This window comes from Streptomyces olivaceus (assembly GCF_000721235.1).
Classification (GTDB): domain Bacteria; phylum Actinomycetota; class Actinomycetes; order Streptomycetales; family Streptomycetaceae; genus Streptomyces; species Streptomyces olivaceus.
Genome location: NZ_JOFH01000020.1, coordinates 224,281 through 239,498, shown reverse-complemented (window position 1 = coordinate 239,498; position 15,218 = coordinate 224,281). Strand labels below are relative to the sequence as shown.

Genomic DNA, 15,218 nt, shown 5'->3' with positions numbered 1-15,218 from the left:
TCCTCAGCCCTTCCCCATAAGCAGTCGGGCCTCGCCGACGGTGATGACGGAACCGGTCACGAGCACCCCGCCGCCCGCGAACTCGCCCTCCTCCTCGGCCAGCGTGATCGCGGCCTCCAGGGCGTCCGGCAGCCGCGGCTCGACCTGCACGCGGTCCTCGCCGAAGACCTCCACGGCGACGCCCGCCAGCTCGTCGGCGTCCATCGCGCGGTGGCTGGAGTTCTGCGTGACGACGACCTCGGCGAAGACCGGCTCGAAGGCCTCCAGGAGGCCCCGCACGTTCTTGTCGCCGCTCGCGCCGACCACCCCGATGAGCCGGCTGAACTGGAACGCCTCCCCCACCGCCTCGGCGGTGACCCGGGCCCCGGCCGGATTGTGCGCGGCGTCGAGGACGACGGTCGGCGAGCGCCGCACCACCTCCATCCGCCCCGGCGAGGCGACGGCGGCGAAGGCCTTGCGCACGGTGTCCAGGTCGAGCGGCTCGGGACGCTGCGCGCCGACGCCGAAGAACGCCTCGACGGCGGCGAGCGCCACGGCCGCGTTGTGCGCCTGGTGGGCACCGTGCAGCGGCAGGTACACCTCGTCGTACTCGCCGCCGAGCCCGCGCAGGGTCGCCAGCTGCCCGCCGACGGCGACCTGCCGGGCGACGACGCCGAACTCCAGGCCCTCGCGGGCCACCGTGGCGTTGACGTCCACGGCCTTCTTCAGCATCACCTGCGCCGCGTCCACCGGCTGCTGGGCCAGGACCACCGTGGCGTCCTGCTTGACGATGCCGGACTTCTCGGTCGCGATCTCGCCGGGCGTCTCGCCGAGCCGGTCGGTGTGGTCCAGGTCGATGGGGGTGACGACGGCGACGTCGCCGTCGATGACGTTGGTGGCGTCCCAGGAGCCGCCCATCCCGACCTCGACGACGGCCACGTCCACGGGCGCGTCGGCGAAGGCGGCGTACGCCATGCCGGTCAGCACCTCGAAGAACGACAGCCGGTACTCCTGCTGCGCGTCGACCATCTCGACGTACGGCTTGATGTCCTGGTACGTCTCGATGAAGCGCTCCGCCGACATCGGCGCGCCGTCCAGGCTGATCCGCTCGGTGATCGACTGCACGTGCGGCGAGGTGTACCGCCCGGTGCGCAGCTCGAAGGCGCCGAGCAGGGCCTCGATCATGCGGGCGGTGGAGGTCTTGCCGTTCGTCCCCGTGATGTGGATGGAGGGGTACGACCGCTGCGGGTCGCCCAGCACGTCCATCAGCGCGGCGATCCGGGTGACGGACGGCTCCAGCTTGGTCTCGCCCCAGCGGGTCGCCAGCTCCGTCTCCACGGCGCGCAGGGCCGCGTCCGTCTCGGGGTCCTCGGGGCGCCCGGGGACGTCGGCCTCGGGGGGCCCGCCCTGGGTGCGCAGGGTGCGGCTGCCTGCCTCGATGACGGCGAGGTCGGGGTCGCGGGTGGTCTCCGCGTCGATGATCTCGTCGAAGGAGTCGAGGGGGTCGGAGGGGTCGGGCTGGCCGTTCTCGCCGGGGTTGTCGCTCACGGGAACCAGTCTACGGAGGTCTCCGGCGGTGGGGCGGCCGAGGTGCCGCGGCTTCGCACGGGCCCGCCGCGGCCTGTCGCGCCCCCGCGGCGCAGGCGCGCGTCGGCACGGCCCCGCGGCGCAGGCGCGCGTCGGCACGGCCCCGCGCCCCCGGGTACGCGAAGGCTCCCGGTGCCGCTGCGGTACCGGGAGCCTTCGTCACCGTACGGGCGTCACGCCTGCGGCAGCTTCTCCAGCTGTGCGGCGATGCGGGCGATGTCCTCGTCCGCCTTGGCCAGCCGGCCCCGGATCTTGTCCACGACGTGGTCCGGCGCCTTGGCGAGGAACGCCTCGTTGCCGAGCTTGCCTTCGGCCTGCTGCCGCTCCTTCTGGGCCGCCGCCAGGTCCTTCGCCAGCCGCTTGCGCTCGGCCGCGAAGTCGATGACCCCGGAGAGGTCGAGGGCGACCTCGACCCCCGCGACCGGCAGCGTCGCCGTCGCGGCGAACCCGTCGCCCTCCGGCTGGAGCCGCAGCAGCTGCCGGACGGCCGCCTCGTGGGCGGCGAGCGCGCTGCCCGCCAGGGTCAGCCGGGCCGGGACCCGCTGACCCGGCTGGAGCCCCTGGTCGGCTCGGAAGCGGCGGACCTCGGTGATGACCGACTGGAGCGTCTCGATCTCCCGCTCGGCGTCGGAGTCGCGGAAGCCCGAGTCCGACGGCCAGGAGGCGATGACCACCGACTCGCCGCCCGTGAGCGTCGTCCACAGCGTCTCGGTGACGAAGGGGACGACCGGGTGCAGCAGCCGCAGCGTCACGTCCAGGACCTCGCCGAGGACGCGCTTGCTGACCTCGGCCGCCTCGCCGCCCGCCTGGAAGGTGGTCTTGGACAGCTCGACGTACCAGTCGAAGACCTCGTCCCAGGCGAAGTGGAACAGGGCGTCGGACAACTTCGCGAACTGGTAGTCCTCGTAGTGCGCGTCGACCTCGGCGACCACCGAGTTCAGGCGGGAGAGGATCCAGCGGTCCGTGGACGACAGCCGCGCGGCGTCGGGCAGCGGGCCCTCGACCGTCGCGCCGTTCATCAGCGCGAAGCGGGTGGCGTTCCAGATCTTGTTGGCGAAGTTGCGCGAGCCCTGGACCCAGTCCTCGCCGATCGGCACGTCGACGCCCGGGTTGGCGCCGCGCGCGAGGGTGAAGCGCAGGGCGTCGGAGCCGTACTTGTCCATCCAGTCCAGCGGGTTGACCACGTTCCCGAAGGACTTGGACATCTTCTTGCCGTTCTGGTCACGGACCATGCCGTGCAGGGCGATGGTGTGGAACGGCGGGGTGCCGTCCATGGCGTAGAGGCCGAACATCATCATCCGGGCGACCCAGAAGAAGAGGATGTCGTAGCCGGTGACCAGGACGGAGTTCGGGTAGAACTTCGCGAGCGACTCGGTCTGCTCGGGCCAGCCGAGGGTGGAGAAGGGCCACAGGCCGGAGGAGAACCAGGTGTCCAGGACGTCGGGGTCCTGCCGCCAGCCCTCGCCGCTCGGCGGCTCCTCGTCGGGGCCGACGCAGACGACCTCGCCCTCGGGGCCGTACCAGACGGGGATGCGGTGGCCCCACCACAGCTGGCGGGAGATGCACCAGTCGTGGAGGTTGTCGACCCAGTCGAAGTACCGCTTCTCCATCTCCTGCGGGTGGATCGCGACCCGGCCGTCCCGGACGGCGTCGCCCGCGGCCTTCGCCAGCGGGCCGACCTTGACCCACCACTGCATGGACAGGCGCGGCTCGATGGTGGTCTTGCAGCGCGAGCAGTGGCCGACGGAGTGGACGTAGGGCCGCTTCTCGGCGACGATCCGGCCCTCGGCGCGCAGCGCGGCGACGATGGCGGAGCGGGCCTCCAGGCGGTCCAGGCCCTGGAAGGGGCCGTGGGCGGTGATGACGGCGTGCTCGTCCATCACGGCGATGGCGGGCAGGTCGTGGCGCCGGCCGATCTCGAAGTCGTTCGGGTCGTGGGCCGGGGTGACCTTGACGGCACCCGTGCCGAACTCGGGGTCGACGTGCTCGTCGGCGACGACGGGGATGGAGCGGTCGGTCAGCGGCAGGCGGATCTGCTTGCCGATCAGGTGCTTGTACCGCTCGTCCTCGGGGTGCACGGCGACCGCCGTGTCGCCGAGCATGGTCTCGGCGCGGGTCGTGGCGACGACGATGGTGTCGTCGCCCTCGCCGTACTTCATGGAGACCAGTTCGCCGTCGTCGTCCTGGTACTCGACCTCGATGTCGGAGATCGCGGTCAGGCAGCGGGGGCACCAGTTGATGATGCGCTCGGCGCGGTAGATCAGCTCGTCGTCGTAGAGCCGCTTGAAGATGGTCTGGACGGCCTGGGACAGGCCCTCGTCCATCGTGAAGCGCTCACGGGTCCAGGCGACGCCGTCGCCGAGGCGGCGCATCTGCCCGCCGATCTGGCCGCCGGACTCGCCCTTCCACTGCCAGACGCGCTCGACGAACGCCTCCCGGCCGAGGTCGTGGCGGGACTTGCCCTCCCGGCCCAGCTCGCGCTCGACGACGTTCTGGGTGGCGATGCCGGCGTGGTCCATGCCGGGCTGCCACAGCGTCTCGTAGCCCTGCATGCGCTTGCGGCGGGTCAGGGCGTCGATGAGCGTGTGCTCGAAGGCGTGCCCGAGGTGCAGGCTGCCGGTGACGTTCGGCGGCGGGATGACGACGGTGTACGGCGGCTTGTCGCTCTTCGCGTCGGCCTCGAAGTAACCGCGTTCCACCCAGCGCTCGTACAGCTGCCCCTCTACCTCGGCCGGCGCGTACTGGGTCGGCAGTTCGGTGGTGGGGGCTGGCTGCGGCTGCTGAGAGTTCTCGGTCACGGGCTCAGTTTAAGGGCGTCACCGCCCTGTCCCGAAACGCGTTTCCTTTGTAACGGTGCGGCACCCGATTACCTGCGTGCGCCGACTCTGGGTCAGGATGTCAGGACCACGTAAGCATCTGGAGGGGAACCCAGAAATGAGTCACAACCAGCCGGGCCCGTACGGCGGGCAGCCCCAGCAGCCCGGGCCGTACGGCCAGCCGGGACCGTACGGCCAGCAGCCGCCGCAGGCCCCCCAGCCCGGCTACGGCTACCCCCAGCAGACGCCTCCCCCGCAGCCGGGCTACGGCTACCCGCAGCAGGGCGGAGTCCCGCCGCAGGCACCGCCGTACGGTCAGCAGCCGCCCTACGGCCAGCAGCCCCCGTACGGCCAGCAGCCTCCCGGCCAGCCGCCCTACGGCATGCCGCAGCAGCCGGCGCCGGGCGGCGGCAAGAAGAAGACGGGTCTGATCATCGGCGCGGTGGCGGTCGTGGCCGCCATCGGCGTGGGCGCCTACTTCGTGTTCGGCACGGGCGGTGGCGCGGGCGGCGACCTGGAGGACGACGGCGCGCACAAGCTGACGGCGCCGGAGACGGTCCTCACCGACTACAAGCGCGCCGGTGACGAGGCCTCCGCGGCCGACGAGGAGTCGGTCGAGCAGCTGAAGCGAAGCGGAGTCGAGGACGGGACCACCGTGACCGGCTTCTACTCCACGGCCGACCTGAGCGACTACGACCCCTCCGACCCGAGCACCGCGCCCGACGCGACCGAGATGGCGAAGGCCAAGGGCATCACCTTCATCGGGGCCTACGGGAAGATCTCCGACCCGGAGGCCACGATCGACAAGCTCTTCGCCGAGTTCAAGGCCGAGTCCGAGAAGAGCTCGTCCTCGTCGTCCGAGACCGGTGGCGGCAAGGTGGTGGGCGAGCCCGAGTCGGTCGAGATCGACGGGGCGGTCATGAAGTGCCAGGGGGTCGAGGGCAAGAACCAGCTCACCAAGCAGGACAAGACCGACTGGATCTGCGCCTGGGCGGACTACAGCACGCTCTCTCTGGTCTCCCCCGGTGACGCCACCCAGGGTGTGACGAAGGACGTCGCCGTCGACATCACCACCAAGCTCCGCAAGGAGATCCGCGTCAAGGCCTGACGCGCGAGTCGCACGAGTCGTACGAACGCCGAAGGGGCCCCGGTCGACGGGGCCCCTTCGGCGTTCGTGTGTGCCGCCGCGTACGGCTGCGGCCGGCGGTGGTCTCAGGCCGTCTTCTGCTCGCCCGAGCCGCGGCCGCGCGAATCCCGGGGGATCAGCGTGGGGTTGACGTTGGAGAGGACCACGTCGGCGGTGATGACGACGCGGGCGACGTCCTTGCGGGAGGGCACCTCGTACATGACGCCCTGGAGGACTTCCTCCATGATGGCGCGCAGGCCGCGGGCGCCGGTCTGGCGGAGGATGGCCTGGTCGGCGATGGCCTCCAGGGCCTCGCGCTCGAAGTCCAGCTCCACGCCGTCGAGTTCGAAGAGGCGCTCGTACTGCTTGACGAGCGCGTTGCGCGGCTCGACCAGGATCTGGAGGAGCGCCTCGCGGTCGAGGTTGTGGACGGAGGTGATGACGGGCAGCCGGCCGATGAACTCCGGGATCATGCCGAACTTGACCAGGTCCTCCGGCATGACCTGCTCGAACTGGTCCTTGGACTCGATCTCCCGCTTGGAGCGGATCTGCGCGCCGAAGCCGATGCCCTTGGCGCCGGCCCGGCCCTCGATGATCTTCTCCAGGCCCGCGAAGGCGCCGCCCACGATGAACAGCACGTTCGTCGTGTCGATCTGGATGAACTCCTGGTGCGGGTGCTTGCGGCCGCCCTGCGGGGGCACCGAGGCGGTGGTGCCCTCCAGGATCTTCAGCAGGGCCTGCTGGACGCCCTCGCCCGAGACGTCGCGGGTGATCGACGGGTTCTCGCTCTTGCGCGCGACCTTGTCGATCTCGTCGATGTAGATGATGCCGGTCTCGGCCTTCTTGACGTCGTAGTCCGCGGCCTGGATCAGCTTCAGCAGGATGTTCTCGACGTCCTCGCCGACGTACCCCGCCTCGGTGAGCGCGGTGGCGTCGGCGATGGCGAACGGCACGTTCAGCATGCGCGCCAGGGTCTGGGCGAGGAGCGTCTTGCCGGAGCCCGTGGGGCCCAGCAGGAGGATGTTGGACTTCGCCAACTCGATGGCGTCCTCGCGGCCTTGGGCGCCGCCGTTCTCGCCGGCCTGGACGCGCTTGTAGTGGTTGTACACCGCGACGGAGAGCGCCTTCTTGGCCGCCTCCTGGCCGACCACGTAGCTCTCCAGGAACTCGTAGATCTCGCGGGGCTTCGGGAGCTCCTCCCAGCGGACCTCGCTGCTCTCCGCGAGCTCTTCCTCGATGATCTCGTTGCAGAGGTCGATGCACTCGTCGCAGATGTACACACCGGGCCCTGCGATGAGCTTCTTGACCTGCTTCTGGCTCTTTCCGCAGAACGAGCACTTGAGCAGATCGCCGCCGTCACCGATGCGTGCCACGGTGTGCTTCCCCTTCGCCTGGGAGACTCCTGGACGTCGACATCGCGTCGACGTACAACAAACTCCTGGTGCTGCCTTATGTCCGACGGTACCTTGCCGGGCCCCTCGTCCGGGCCCCCCTTGGCACGGTTCGCCTTGACGTGAACCGCGTCAATCCGTGCCAAGGAGCGGCAGACGATACAGCCTCCCGCCTAGCGGAGAGAGGAGTTGTCCATCTTCCGGGTGGTGATGATCTGGTCGATCAGGCCGTAGGCCAGGGTGTCCTCGGCCGTGAGGATCTTGTCGCGCTCGATGTCCTCGCGGATCTTCTCGACCGGCGTGGTGGAGTGCTTGGCCAGCATGTCCTCCAGCTGCGTGCGCATCCGCAGGATCTCGTTGGCGGCGATCTCCAGGTCGGAGACCTGGCCGCGGCCGGTCTCGCTGTACGGCTGGTGGATCAGGACGCGGGCGTTCGGCAGCGCCATGCGCTTGCCCGGCGTGCCGGCGGCCAGCAGGACGGCGGCGGCGGAGGCGGCCTGGCCCATGCAGACCGTCTGGATGTCCGGCTTCACGTACTGCATCGTGTCGTAGATGGCCGTGAGCGCCGTGAAGGAGCCGCCGGGGCTGTTGATGTAGATCGAGATGTCCCGGTCCGGGTCCATCGACTCCAGGCACAGCAGCTGCGCCATGACGTCGTTGGCGGAGGCGTCGTCGATCTGGACGCCGAGGAAGATCACGCGCTCCTCGAAGAGCTTCGCGTACGGGTCGTACTCGCGCACGCCCTGCGAGGTGCGCTCGACGAAGCGCGGGATGACGTAGCGGGACTCGGCCTGCGGGCCGGTGTAGCGGCCCTGGGAGGCGGCGCCACGCGTGTCCTGGGCGTCGTGCATGCGGTCGTACAGGCCGCTGCCGGGGAAGTCGTTCACAGTGTCTCCTGTAAAGGGGCTGAGGCGGTCGGCTCGGGGCGGGGGATGGCTCAGGCGCCCGTACCGCCGCCGCCCGGCATGCCGGCGGCCGTGGTGATCACGTCGTCGACGAGGCCGTACTCCTTGGCCTCGAAGGCGTCGAACCAGCGGTCGCGGTCCGAGTCGCGGGTGATCTGCTCGATCGTCTGGCCGGTGTGCTGCGAGGTGAGCTCGGCCATGCGCTTCTTGGTGTGCAGCAGCCGCTCGGCGTGGATCTTGATGTCCGAGGCCGAACCGGCGAGGCCGGCGGAGGGCTGGTGGATCAGGATCTCGGCGTTCGGCAGCGCGAAGCGCTTGCCGGGGGTGCCCGCGCTGAGCAGGAACTGCCCCATGGAGGCCGCGAGACCCATGGCGATCGTCACCACGTCGTTCTTGATGTACTGCATGGTGTCGTAGATCGCCATGCCGGCCGTGATCGAACCGCCCGGGCTGTTGATGTAAAGGAAGATGTCCTTGTCCGGATCGGCGGCAAGGAGCAGCAGCTGCGCGGTGATCTTGTTGGCAATGTCGTCGTCGACCGGCTGGCCGAGGAAGATGATCCGCTCGCCGAGCAGCCGGTTGTAGACCTGGTCGCCGAGGCCGCCACCGATGGAGGGCTCGCCGGCGGCTGAGGGCATCAGATTCGTCACGTATCCACCTGCTCGTCTTACGACGGCGCCGGGCCGTCTCACGTTTCCCTGCGGGGCTGGAGCCGCTTTCGGAGACTCCCCTGCCCTCGTATTCATGGACCCTAACGCGGTGACCCTGCGGTGCCATCCCGGTTCCGGGGGTGTTCGCCGGGGGCGTAGCGCCCGGACGGTGCCTGTTCGTCCGCCGGGTACGGGTGCGTCGTGGTTGATCGCGGTTGATCGTGCCCACGCGGCGGAGCCGCACGGTGATACAGCCCCGCGCCCCTTCGGGTGGGCTGTCCGGCCGGATGCCGAACGGGCCCCGGCACTCGTTCGTCCGGGGCCCGTTTTCAGATCCGTCGGGGACGGCGCGAGGGATCAGCCCTCGGTCTTCTCCTCGGCCTTGCCGGCCTTGTCGTCGGCCTTCTCCTCGGCCTGCTCGGCGTCGGCGGACTCGGTGGCGGCGGCCTCGGCGGTCTCCGGCTCCTCGTCCTCCTCGTCGTCCAGGTCGACGATCTCGCCGTTGGTGTCCTTGACCGTGGCCTTCTCGACCACGGCGGCCAGGGCCTTGCCGCGGGCGACCTCGCCGACGAGGAGCGGGACCTGGCCCTGCTCGACGACGGCCTGGGCGAACTGGTCGGGGGACATGCCGGAGGAGGAGGCGCGGCGCATGAGGTGCTCGGTCAGCTCTTCCTGGCTGACGTTGAGGTTCTCCTGCTTGACCAGCTCGTCGAGGACGAACTGGGTCTTGATGCCCTTGACCGCGGCCTCGCGGGTCTCGGTCTCGAACTCTTCGGCGGTCTTGCCCTGGAGCTCCAGGTACTTCTCCAGGTCGAGGCCCATCTGGCCGAGCTGGTGGTGCTCCAGGTTGTGCTTGCGGGTGTTGATCTCGTCCTCGAGGAGCTTCTCGGGGACCGGGATCTCGACCAGCTCGAGCAGCTTGTCCAGGACGCGCTCCTGAGCCTGCGTGGCCTGGTCGTACTGCTTCATGTTGGCGAGGCGCTTGCGGCTGTCGGCCTGCAGCTCCTCCAGGGTGTCGAACTCGGAGGCGAGCTGGGCGAAGTCGTCGTCCAGCTCGGGCAGCTCGCGCGCGGCGACCTGGCTGACCTTGACGGTGACCTCGGCCTCCTTGCCGGCCGCCGAGCCGCCCTTCAGCTCGGAGGCGAAGGTGGCCTCGCCACCGGCCTCCAGGCCCTTCACGGCCTCGTCGATGCCGTCGAGCAGCTCGCCGGAGCCGATGGTGTAGGAGACGCCGTCGGCGACGCCGTCCTCCAGGACCTCGCCGTCGACCTTGGCCTGCAGGTCGAGGGTGAGCACGTCGCCGTCCTGGGCGGCGCGCTCGACCGGCGAGGTGGAGGCGAAGCGCTCGCGCAGCTGCTCCACCGACTTCTCGACGTCCTCGTCGCTGACCTCGACGGCGTCGACCTCGACCTCGATGCCGGAGTAGTCCGGGATCTCGACGGTCGGACGGATGTCGACCTCGGCGGTGAAGTTCAGCGTCTCGCCGTCCTTCAGCTCCGTGATGTCGACCTCGGGCTGGCCGAGCGGGTTCAGCTCGGCCTCGTTGACCGCGTCGGTGTAGAACTTGGGAAGCGCGTCGTTGACCGCCTCCTCCAGAACCGCACCGCGGCCGAACCGCTGGTCGATGACCCGGGCCGGGATCTTGCCCTTGCGGAAGCCCTTCACCGTGACCTGCTGGTTGATCTTCTTGTACGCCGCGTCGAGGCTGTCCTTGAGCTCCTCGAAGGGCACCTCGACAGTGAGCCGAACCCGGGTCGGGTTCAGGGTCTCCACGGCGCTCTTCACGGTTCGGTCTCCTTGGTGGCTGACTTCTTGGGTTCTGCCGGAAACAGAGGGCGTCCGGCAAATTTCGCCGCCCGGAGACTTCAGACGCTGAGACACACGGGCGTGCAGCTTGCATAGTAACGGCAGCGACTACACGACCCAAAAGGCGATCACGAGGCGATCGTGCGGGCTCGTCCGAGGGGGGCCGGGCGCTCGCCGGAGCGGGGATCGGCCGACAACGGCCGAGGTGGTCGGGGTGGCGGGATTTGAACCCACGGCCTTCCGCTCCCAAAGCGGACGCGCTACCAAGCTGCGCCACACCCCGTCTGGTGCGAGACGTAGGGTACATGCAGCAGGGCACCGGGGACCGCAGGGTTTCCCGGGCACCCGGGAAGGTCCGTCGCGGACCGGAAGGGGTGTGCGGTGAAGGGGGGCGACCCGCTACGATGCCTGCAGTGCCGCGGTCACCGACCTGCGGCGCGTGTTGTGCGGGCGTAGCTCAATGGTAGAGCCCCAGTCTTCCAAACTGGCTACGCGGGTTCGATTCCCGTCGCCCGCTCCAGACGACTCGGGGCCGGGTCGGAGGCTCATTCCTCCGCCCCGGCCCCGATCGCTTTTCCCGGGTCCCGGGCCGGGCGGCCGTGCCCCGGCCGGCCTTCGAGAAGTCCCGTGGCTTGCGGGACCGGTCCCGCGAGCGCCTGATTACGGTGCCCTCCATGACCACCGTGGAGCCGGGCACGACGCGCAGGCAGGTGAAGCGGCTGCTCGGAAGTCCCGACCAGTCGATCAGCGACAGGGACTACATGGCCCTGTACAGGACCGCCTCGCGGCCCGGCTTCCGGCCGTGGCGACGGCGGAGCCGTTCCGAGGCCTGGGTGTACGGGGACACTCCGCGCGTGGGGTGGGCGACGTGGATCTACTTCAGCCGGGGGCGGGTGGAGAAGGTGACGAGCGGCCCGCTGACCGGGGGCCGCCCCGAGGGGTCGCCGTAGGACCCTGGGGCCCGGCGGGGGCCGAGGCGTCTGCGGCGGGGCGGGGGCCCTCGGCGGGCCCCCGGTGCCTAGAAGCGGATCGAGTTGACCATGTCCGCTATCGAGTCCAGGAAGCGCTGGATGTCGTCGGCCATGCCGGTGGAGGCCAGGAAGAAGCCGAAGAGGACCGCGACGACGGCCGGCCCCGCCTTGATGGAGCCTCCCCTGAGCAGCACCACCAGGATGATCGCCAACAGCAGCACCACTGACAGTGAAATGGCCACAACTGATCACACCCTAGGTCGGTCCGCTCTCCCGGCCCGGAGGTGCGGCTGCGCGCACCCCCCGCCAGGACCATCGTGCCACCAACCGGGCCCGGCTATGCGGCAGGTGACACATCGTCCGGCCGGATCCTCCCCCGGCATGCTCCCGCGCACACGCGGGCGTACTCAACCATCGCACCCCGCACAGGGGTGCGACAGGGCGTCCGTACGGATAATTCCGGTCAGTTCGTTTCCATGTCCACACAACGCGTTCGCAGGCATTTCGAATTGTCGCGGGGGACACATCAACGCATGCGTCGGTGAGTACGCCGACGGACACTCCGTTGTACTGCCGCCGGCATGCCGTCCGGGCCTCACAGGGAGTTCACAGGATCTCCCGCACGGCCCGCGGACGCATTGAGGCCGGACATTCCAGTGGAGTCGCCCGTCGGCCTTATGCACCGTTTAGTCGCGACGAGTCGTGACAAGTGCGGCACTCCGTCCGGCGCTTCGAGGCGGTGCCTACCCCGTGCTGTGCCTGCCGTCACGCGATCGGCGGCGTCGAGTTCGTCGAAATACGGGGCACCCGGTAGGTAGTCGGGATCCGAATACAGGAATGACGTCGAGGGTTTTACGTAAACAGAGGGAGAACGCTAGGGTGCCTCAGATGTTCTACGCTGCCTCGTCCCCCACCAGAGCAGCGAGGTCCTGTGCCGACTCGCCGAGTTTTCGGCGGGGGGTTGCATGACTAGCTCGCTGCGATCGCACGGCGACCGGAAATCGCCGTCCTCACCGGATCAGCAGACACAGCAGACACAGCCGAGCCGGCATCGCGACGCGTTCTTCGACAACGCCAAGTTCCTGGCGATCGCGCTGGTCGGCATCGGGCACTCCTGGGGCCAGATCCTCAACGGGAACCCCACCGTTGAGGCCCTCTACCGGGTGCTGTACACGTTCCACATGCCGGCGTTCATCATCATCTCCGGCTACTTCTCGCGCAGCTTCGACGCGAGCCCGAGGCGCGTCAAACGGCTGATCACCGGTGTCGTCGTCCCGTACGTCGTCTTCGAGACCGCCTACGCGCTGCACCGCCGCTTCAGCGAGGACCCGGGCAACGACATCAGCCTGCTGGATCCCACCTATCTGCTGTGGTTCCTGTGCGCGCTGTTCGTCTGGCGGCTGACCACCCCCATCTGGCAGACGCTGCGCTGGCCGCTCCCCGTCTCCCTGGTCATCGCCGCCCTCGCGTCCGTGACGCCCACCATCGGCAACGACCTGAACATGCAGCGCGTCCTGCAGTTCCTGCCGTGCTTCGTGCTGGGTCTGCTGCTCCGCCCCGAGCACTTCCAGCTGGTGCGCCGCCGCTCGGTGCGCATCCTGTCGGTCCCGGTGGTCGCCGCGGCGCTGGCGATCGCCTGGTGGTCGATGCCGCGCATGCAGACCGACTGGTTCTACCGCAACGCCTCCGTGGAGGACATGGGCGCTCCCTGGTGGTCCGGTCCCATCGTGACGCTCGCGCTCTTCGGGTGCTCGGTCGTGCTGACGGCGTGCTTCTTCTCCTGGGTGCCCGGACGGCGTATGTGGTTCACGACGCTCGGCGCGGGCACGATCTACGGCTATCTGCTGCACGGCTTCCTGTCGAAGGAGGCGACGTTCTCCGGCTGGTTCCACAACGCCTGGTGGGACACGCCGCTCGGCGGGATCGTGCTGACGGCCCTCGCCGCCACCGTCATCACCCTGCTGTGCACGAAACCGGTCCAGCGGGTCATGCGGTACGTGGTGGAGCCGAAGATGGACTGGGCCTTCAAACGGGACGCGGGGGACAGCGCCCGCAGCCGTGAGAAGCGGGCGCGCGAGGCGAACGGCACGGCGGCCTCCGGATCGAAGGCTCCGGACGCGGCCGGTCCGAAGGACGCTCCGGACGCCTCCGGCACGCCCGCCACACCCACCACGCCCAACGGCAGCGGCGACAAGGTCTCCGTCTAGCCGCTCGCCGCGATCACTCCTGGCCGAGACACGACTGGCCGAGAAGTACGCACATCCGCGCGTACTTCTCGGCCAGTCGTGTGCGGGTGGCCTCGTCGAGGACCGCGAGCCGCGCCGGGTCGGCGTTGTGCGCCAGGTCCGCCTCCTTGACCAGCAGGGCGCCGGGCGTGGCCAGGATCCGCGCGGCGTACTCCTCGGGCTGCTCCCCGGGCCGTCGGGTGAGGGCCCGGACGATGTCCTTGGTACGGCGGGACAGCGCGGCCCCCTCGAGCCACCGCTCCGTGAGGGCGTCGTCCTCGACCGCGTCGTGCAGCCAGGCCGCCGCGATCTGCTCGTCGTCGCCGCCACGGCGCCGTACGCCCTCGGCGACGGCCCGCAGGTGTTCGGCGTAGGGCCGGCCCGCCTTGTCGGTCTGTCCCTCGTGGGCGGCCCGGGCGACCGCCTCGACCTCCCCCGGCGAGAGGCGGGGCGGGGGCGGCGCGGGTGGCGGGGTGGTGTCGGGCACGTCGTCCAGTGTGTCAGCCGGCCGACGCCGCGGATGTCAGCCGGCCGACGCCGCGGACTGGGCCGTCGGGCCCTCCCGGCAGATCAGCAGCAGCGCCCGGTCGTCGTTGACGTCCTTGGCCACCGCCTCGATCAGGTGCCAGGCGGCGCCGTGGAAGCCGCCCGCGACATAGCGGTCGGCCTCGCCTGTGAGGCGGTCGATGCCCTCGGAGATGTCCCGGTCGTTGGTCTCCACCAGGCCGTCCGTGAAGAGCATCAGGACGTCTCCGGGGCGCAGCGAGCCCTTCACGGAGTCGAACTGCGCACCGTCGTACACCCCGAGGAGCGGCCCCTCGGCCGACTTCTCCTCCCAGCGGCCGGTGCCCGCGCTGAGCTGGAGGCCCGGCGGGTGTCCGGCGGAGTACAGCTCGTAGTCGCCGGAGTCGAGGTCCAGGACGAGGTGGATGGAGGTGGCGAAGCCCTCGTCCCAGTCCTGGCGCAGCAGGTAGCCGTTGGCGGCCGGCAGGAAGGCGTGCGGGGGCAGGCTGCCGAGGAGTCCGCCGAAGGCGCCGGACAGCAGCAGGGCGCGCGAGCCCGCGTCCATGCCCTTGCCGGAGACGTCGGTGAGGACGACCTCCAGGGTGCGGCCGCCGCCCGTGCGGGCCGCGACGACGAAGTCGCCGGAGAAGGACTGGCCGCCGGCCGGGCGCAGCGCCATCTCCCGGTGCCAGCCCTTCGGCAGCTGGGGCAGCTTGCTCTGGACCCTGATGCGTTCGCGCAGGTCGAAGAGCATGGTGCCGCCGCGCCGCCAGGGCACTCCGACCCGGCTGCGGAACTGGGCGACGAGCAGCCCGAAGAAACCGCAGGCCGCGACGACCAGCACCACGCCGGGCGTGACCCGGGAGGGGCCCTCGGTGTAGGGGCCGAGCTGGATCGACTCGACGATCAGCGCGGTGGCCGCCGCCGCGTACAGGCCGAGCAGGCTCGCGGGGCGCAGCAGCAGGCCGCCCGCGACGATGGGGATGACCAGCGCGGACGGTGAGCACCACACGGAGTTGGCCATCGTCGTGGCCGCGATGACGGGGATCGTCAGGAGGAGCCCGGCGAGCGCGATCCAGTCCGAGCCGTCGCCGCGGAAGTAGTCGACGGCGGCTCTGCGCATGCCGACGCGGACCCGGTGCCACTGCTTCTTGCACCGGGCCGTGAACGTCTCGGCCGCCGCACGCCGCTGTCGTCCTGCTGTCATTAGTTCGGGACCCTATCCATCCGACCGGCCGCTTGGCACGGGAGGTCCCAC

Annotated in this window: 12 protein-coding genes and 2 tRNA genes; 4 read left to right on the top strand and 10 right to left on the bottom strand. The window is 70.0% G+C overall.

Features of this window, described 5'->3' with window-relative positions; all coding sequences use genetic code 11:
* Positions 1-3 precede the first annotated feature (3 nt).
* Together folC and IG94_RS0123255 are read right to left on the bottom strand one after the other, a co-directional pair.
* Positions 4-1,527 carry a bifunctional tetrahydrofolate synthase/dihydrofolate synthase gene (folC, locus tag IG94_RS0123260; protein WP_031040360.1) on the bottom strand — a complete coding sequence of 508 codons (1,524 nt, stop codon included), beginning with the start codon at positions 1,525-1,527 and terminating at the stop codon, positions 4-6.
* A gap of 212 nt (positions 1,528-1,739) precedes the next feature.
* On the bottom strand, positions 1,740-4,364 hold the full coding sequence (locus IG94_RS0123255) for a valine--tRNA ligase (protein WP_031040357.1): 2,625 nt from the start codon (positions 4,362-4,364) through the stop codon (positions 1,740-1,742).
* A 136-nt stretch (positions 4,365-4,500) separates the two neighbouring features.
* On the opposite strand from IG94_RS0123255, the gene IG94_RS0123250 reads away from it, so the two are divergent.
* Positions 4,501-5,490 (top strand): hypothetical protein, encoded by a 990-nt coding sequence (locus IG94_RS0123250; protein WP_031040354.1) that lies wholly within the window; start codon positions 4,501-4,503, stop codon positions 5,488-5,490.
* A gap of 104 nt (positions 5,491-5,594) precedes the next feature.
* Here IG94_RS0123250 and clpX read toward each other — a convergent pair whose 3' ends face one another.
* The 5 genes from clpX to IG94_RS0123225 all read right to left on the bottom strand — a co-directional run bounded on the left by clpX (position 5,595) and on the right by IG94_RS0123225 (position 10,543).
* Complete coding sequence (clpX, locus tag IG94_RS0123245; RefSeq protein ID WP_031040350.1) at positions 5,595-6,881, bottom strand: ATP-dependent Clp protease ATP-binding subunit ClpX; 1,287 nt, start codon at positions 6,879-6,881, stop codon at positions 5,595-5,597.
* 191 nt (positions 6,882-7,072) lie between these two features.
* Positions 7,073-7,786, bottom strand: coding sequence for an ATP-dependent Clp protease proteolytic subunit (locus tag IG94_RS0123240; protein WP_031040348.1), 714 nt, complete (start codon positions 7,784-7,786; stop codon positions 7,073-7,075).
* A gap of 50 nt (positions 7,787-7,836) precedes the next feature.
* Positions 7,837-8,442, bottom strand: coding sequence for an ATP-dependent Clp protease proteolytic subunit (locus tag IG94_RS0123235; RefSeq protein ID WP_031040345.1), 606 nt, complete (start codon positions 8,440-8,442; stop codon positions 7,837-7,839).
* Between the two features lie 369 nt (positions 8,443-8,811).
* Complete coding sequence (tig, locus tag IG94_RS0123230; RefSeq protein ID WP_031040342.1) at positions 8,812-10,239, bottom strand: trigger factor; 1,428 nt, start codon at positions 10,237-10,239, stop codon at positions 8,812-8,814.
* A 227-nt stretch (positions 10,240-10,466) separates the two neighbouring features.
* A tRNA-Pro gene (locus IG94_RS0123225) sits at positions 10,467-10,543 on the bottom strand.
* A 163-nt stretch (positions 10,544-10,706) separates the two neighbouring features.
* On the opposite strand from IG94_RS0123225, the gene IG94_RS0123220 reads away from it, so the two are divergent.
* Together IG94_RS0123220 and IG94_RS39975 are read left to right on the top strand one after the other, a co-directional pair.
* Positions 10,707-10,780: transfer RNA gene (locus IG94_RS0123220), tRNA-Gly, on the top strand.
* Positions 10,781-10,934: 154 nt separating this feature from the next.
* Complete coding sequence (locus IG94_RS39975) at positions 10,935-11,210, top strand: hypothetical protein (RefSeq protein ID WP_037767078.1); 276 nt, start codon at positions 10,935-10,937, stop codon at positions 11,208-11,210.
* Between the two features lie 68 nt (positions 11,211-11,278).
* Here the strand turns inward: IG94_RS39975 and IG94_RS0123210 are convergent, their stop codons facing one another.
* Positions 11,279-11,473 (bottom strand): hypothetical protein, encoded by a 195-nt coding sequence (locus tag IG94_RS0123210; RefSeq protein ID WP_031040337.1) that lies wholly within the window; start codon positions 11,471-11,473, stop codon positions 11,279-11,281.
* A gap of 723 nt (positions 11,474-12,196) precedes the next feature.
* Between IG94_RS0123210 and IG94_RS0123205 the strand changes: the two genes are divergently transcribed.
* A complete protein-coding gene (locus tag IG94_RS0123205; RefSeq protein ID WP_063763403.1) occupies positions 12,197-13,438 on the top strand; it encodes an acyltransferase family protein in 1,242 nt (413 codons plus the stop codon).
* Between the two features lie 13 nt (positions 13,439-13,451).
* On the opposite strand, the gene IG94_RS0123200 is transcribed toward IG94_RS0123205, so the two are convergent.
* Both IG94_RS0123200 and IG94_RS0123195 read right to left on the bottom strand, forming a co-directional pair.
* Positions 13,452-13,943 carry an HD domain-containing protein gene (locus IG94_RS0123200; RefSeq protein WP_031040330.1) on the bottom strand — a complete coding sequence of 164 codons (492 nt, stop codon included), beginning with the start codon at positions 13,941-13,943 and terminating at the stop codon, positions 13,452-13,454.
* A 36-nt stretch (positions 13,944-13,979) separates the two neighbouring features.
* Positions 13,980-15,167, bottom strand: coding sequence for a PP2C family protein-serine/threonine phosphatase (locus IG94_RS0123195; RefSeq protein WP_031040327.1), 1,188 nt, complete (start codon positions 15,165-15,167; stop codon positions 13,980-13,982).
* Positions 15,168-15,218 lie beyond the last annotated feature (51 nt).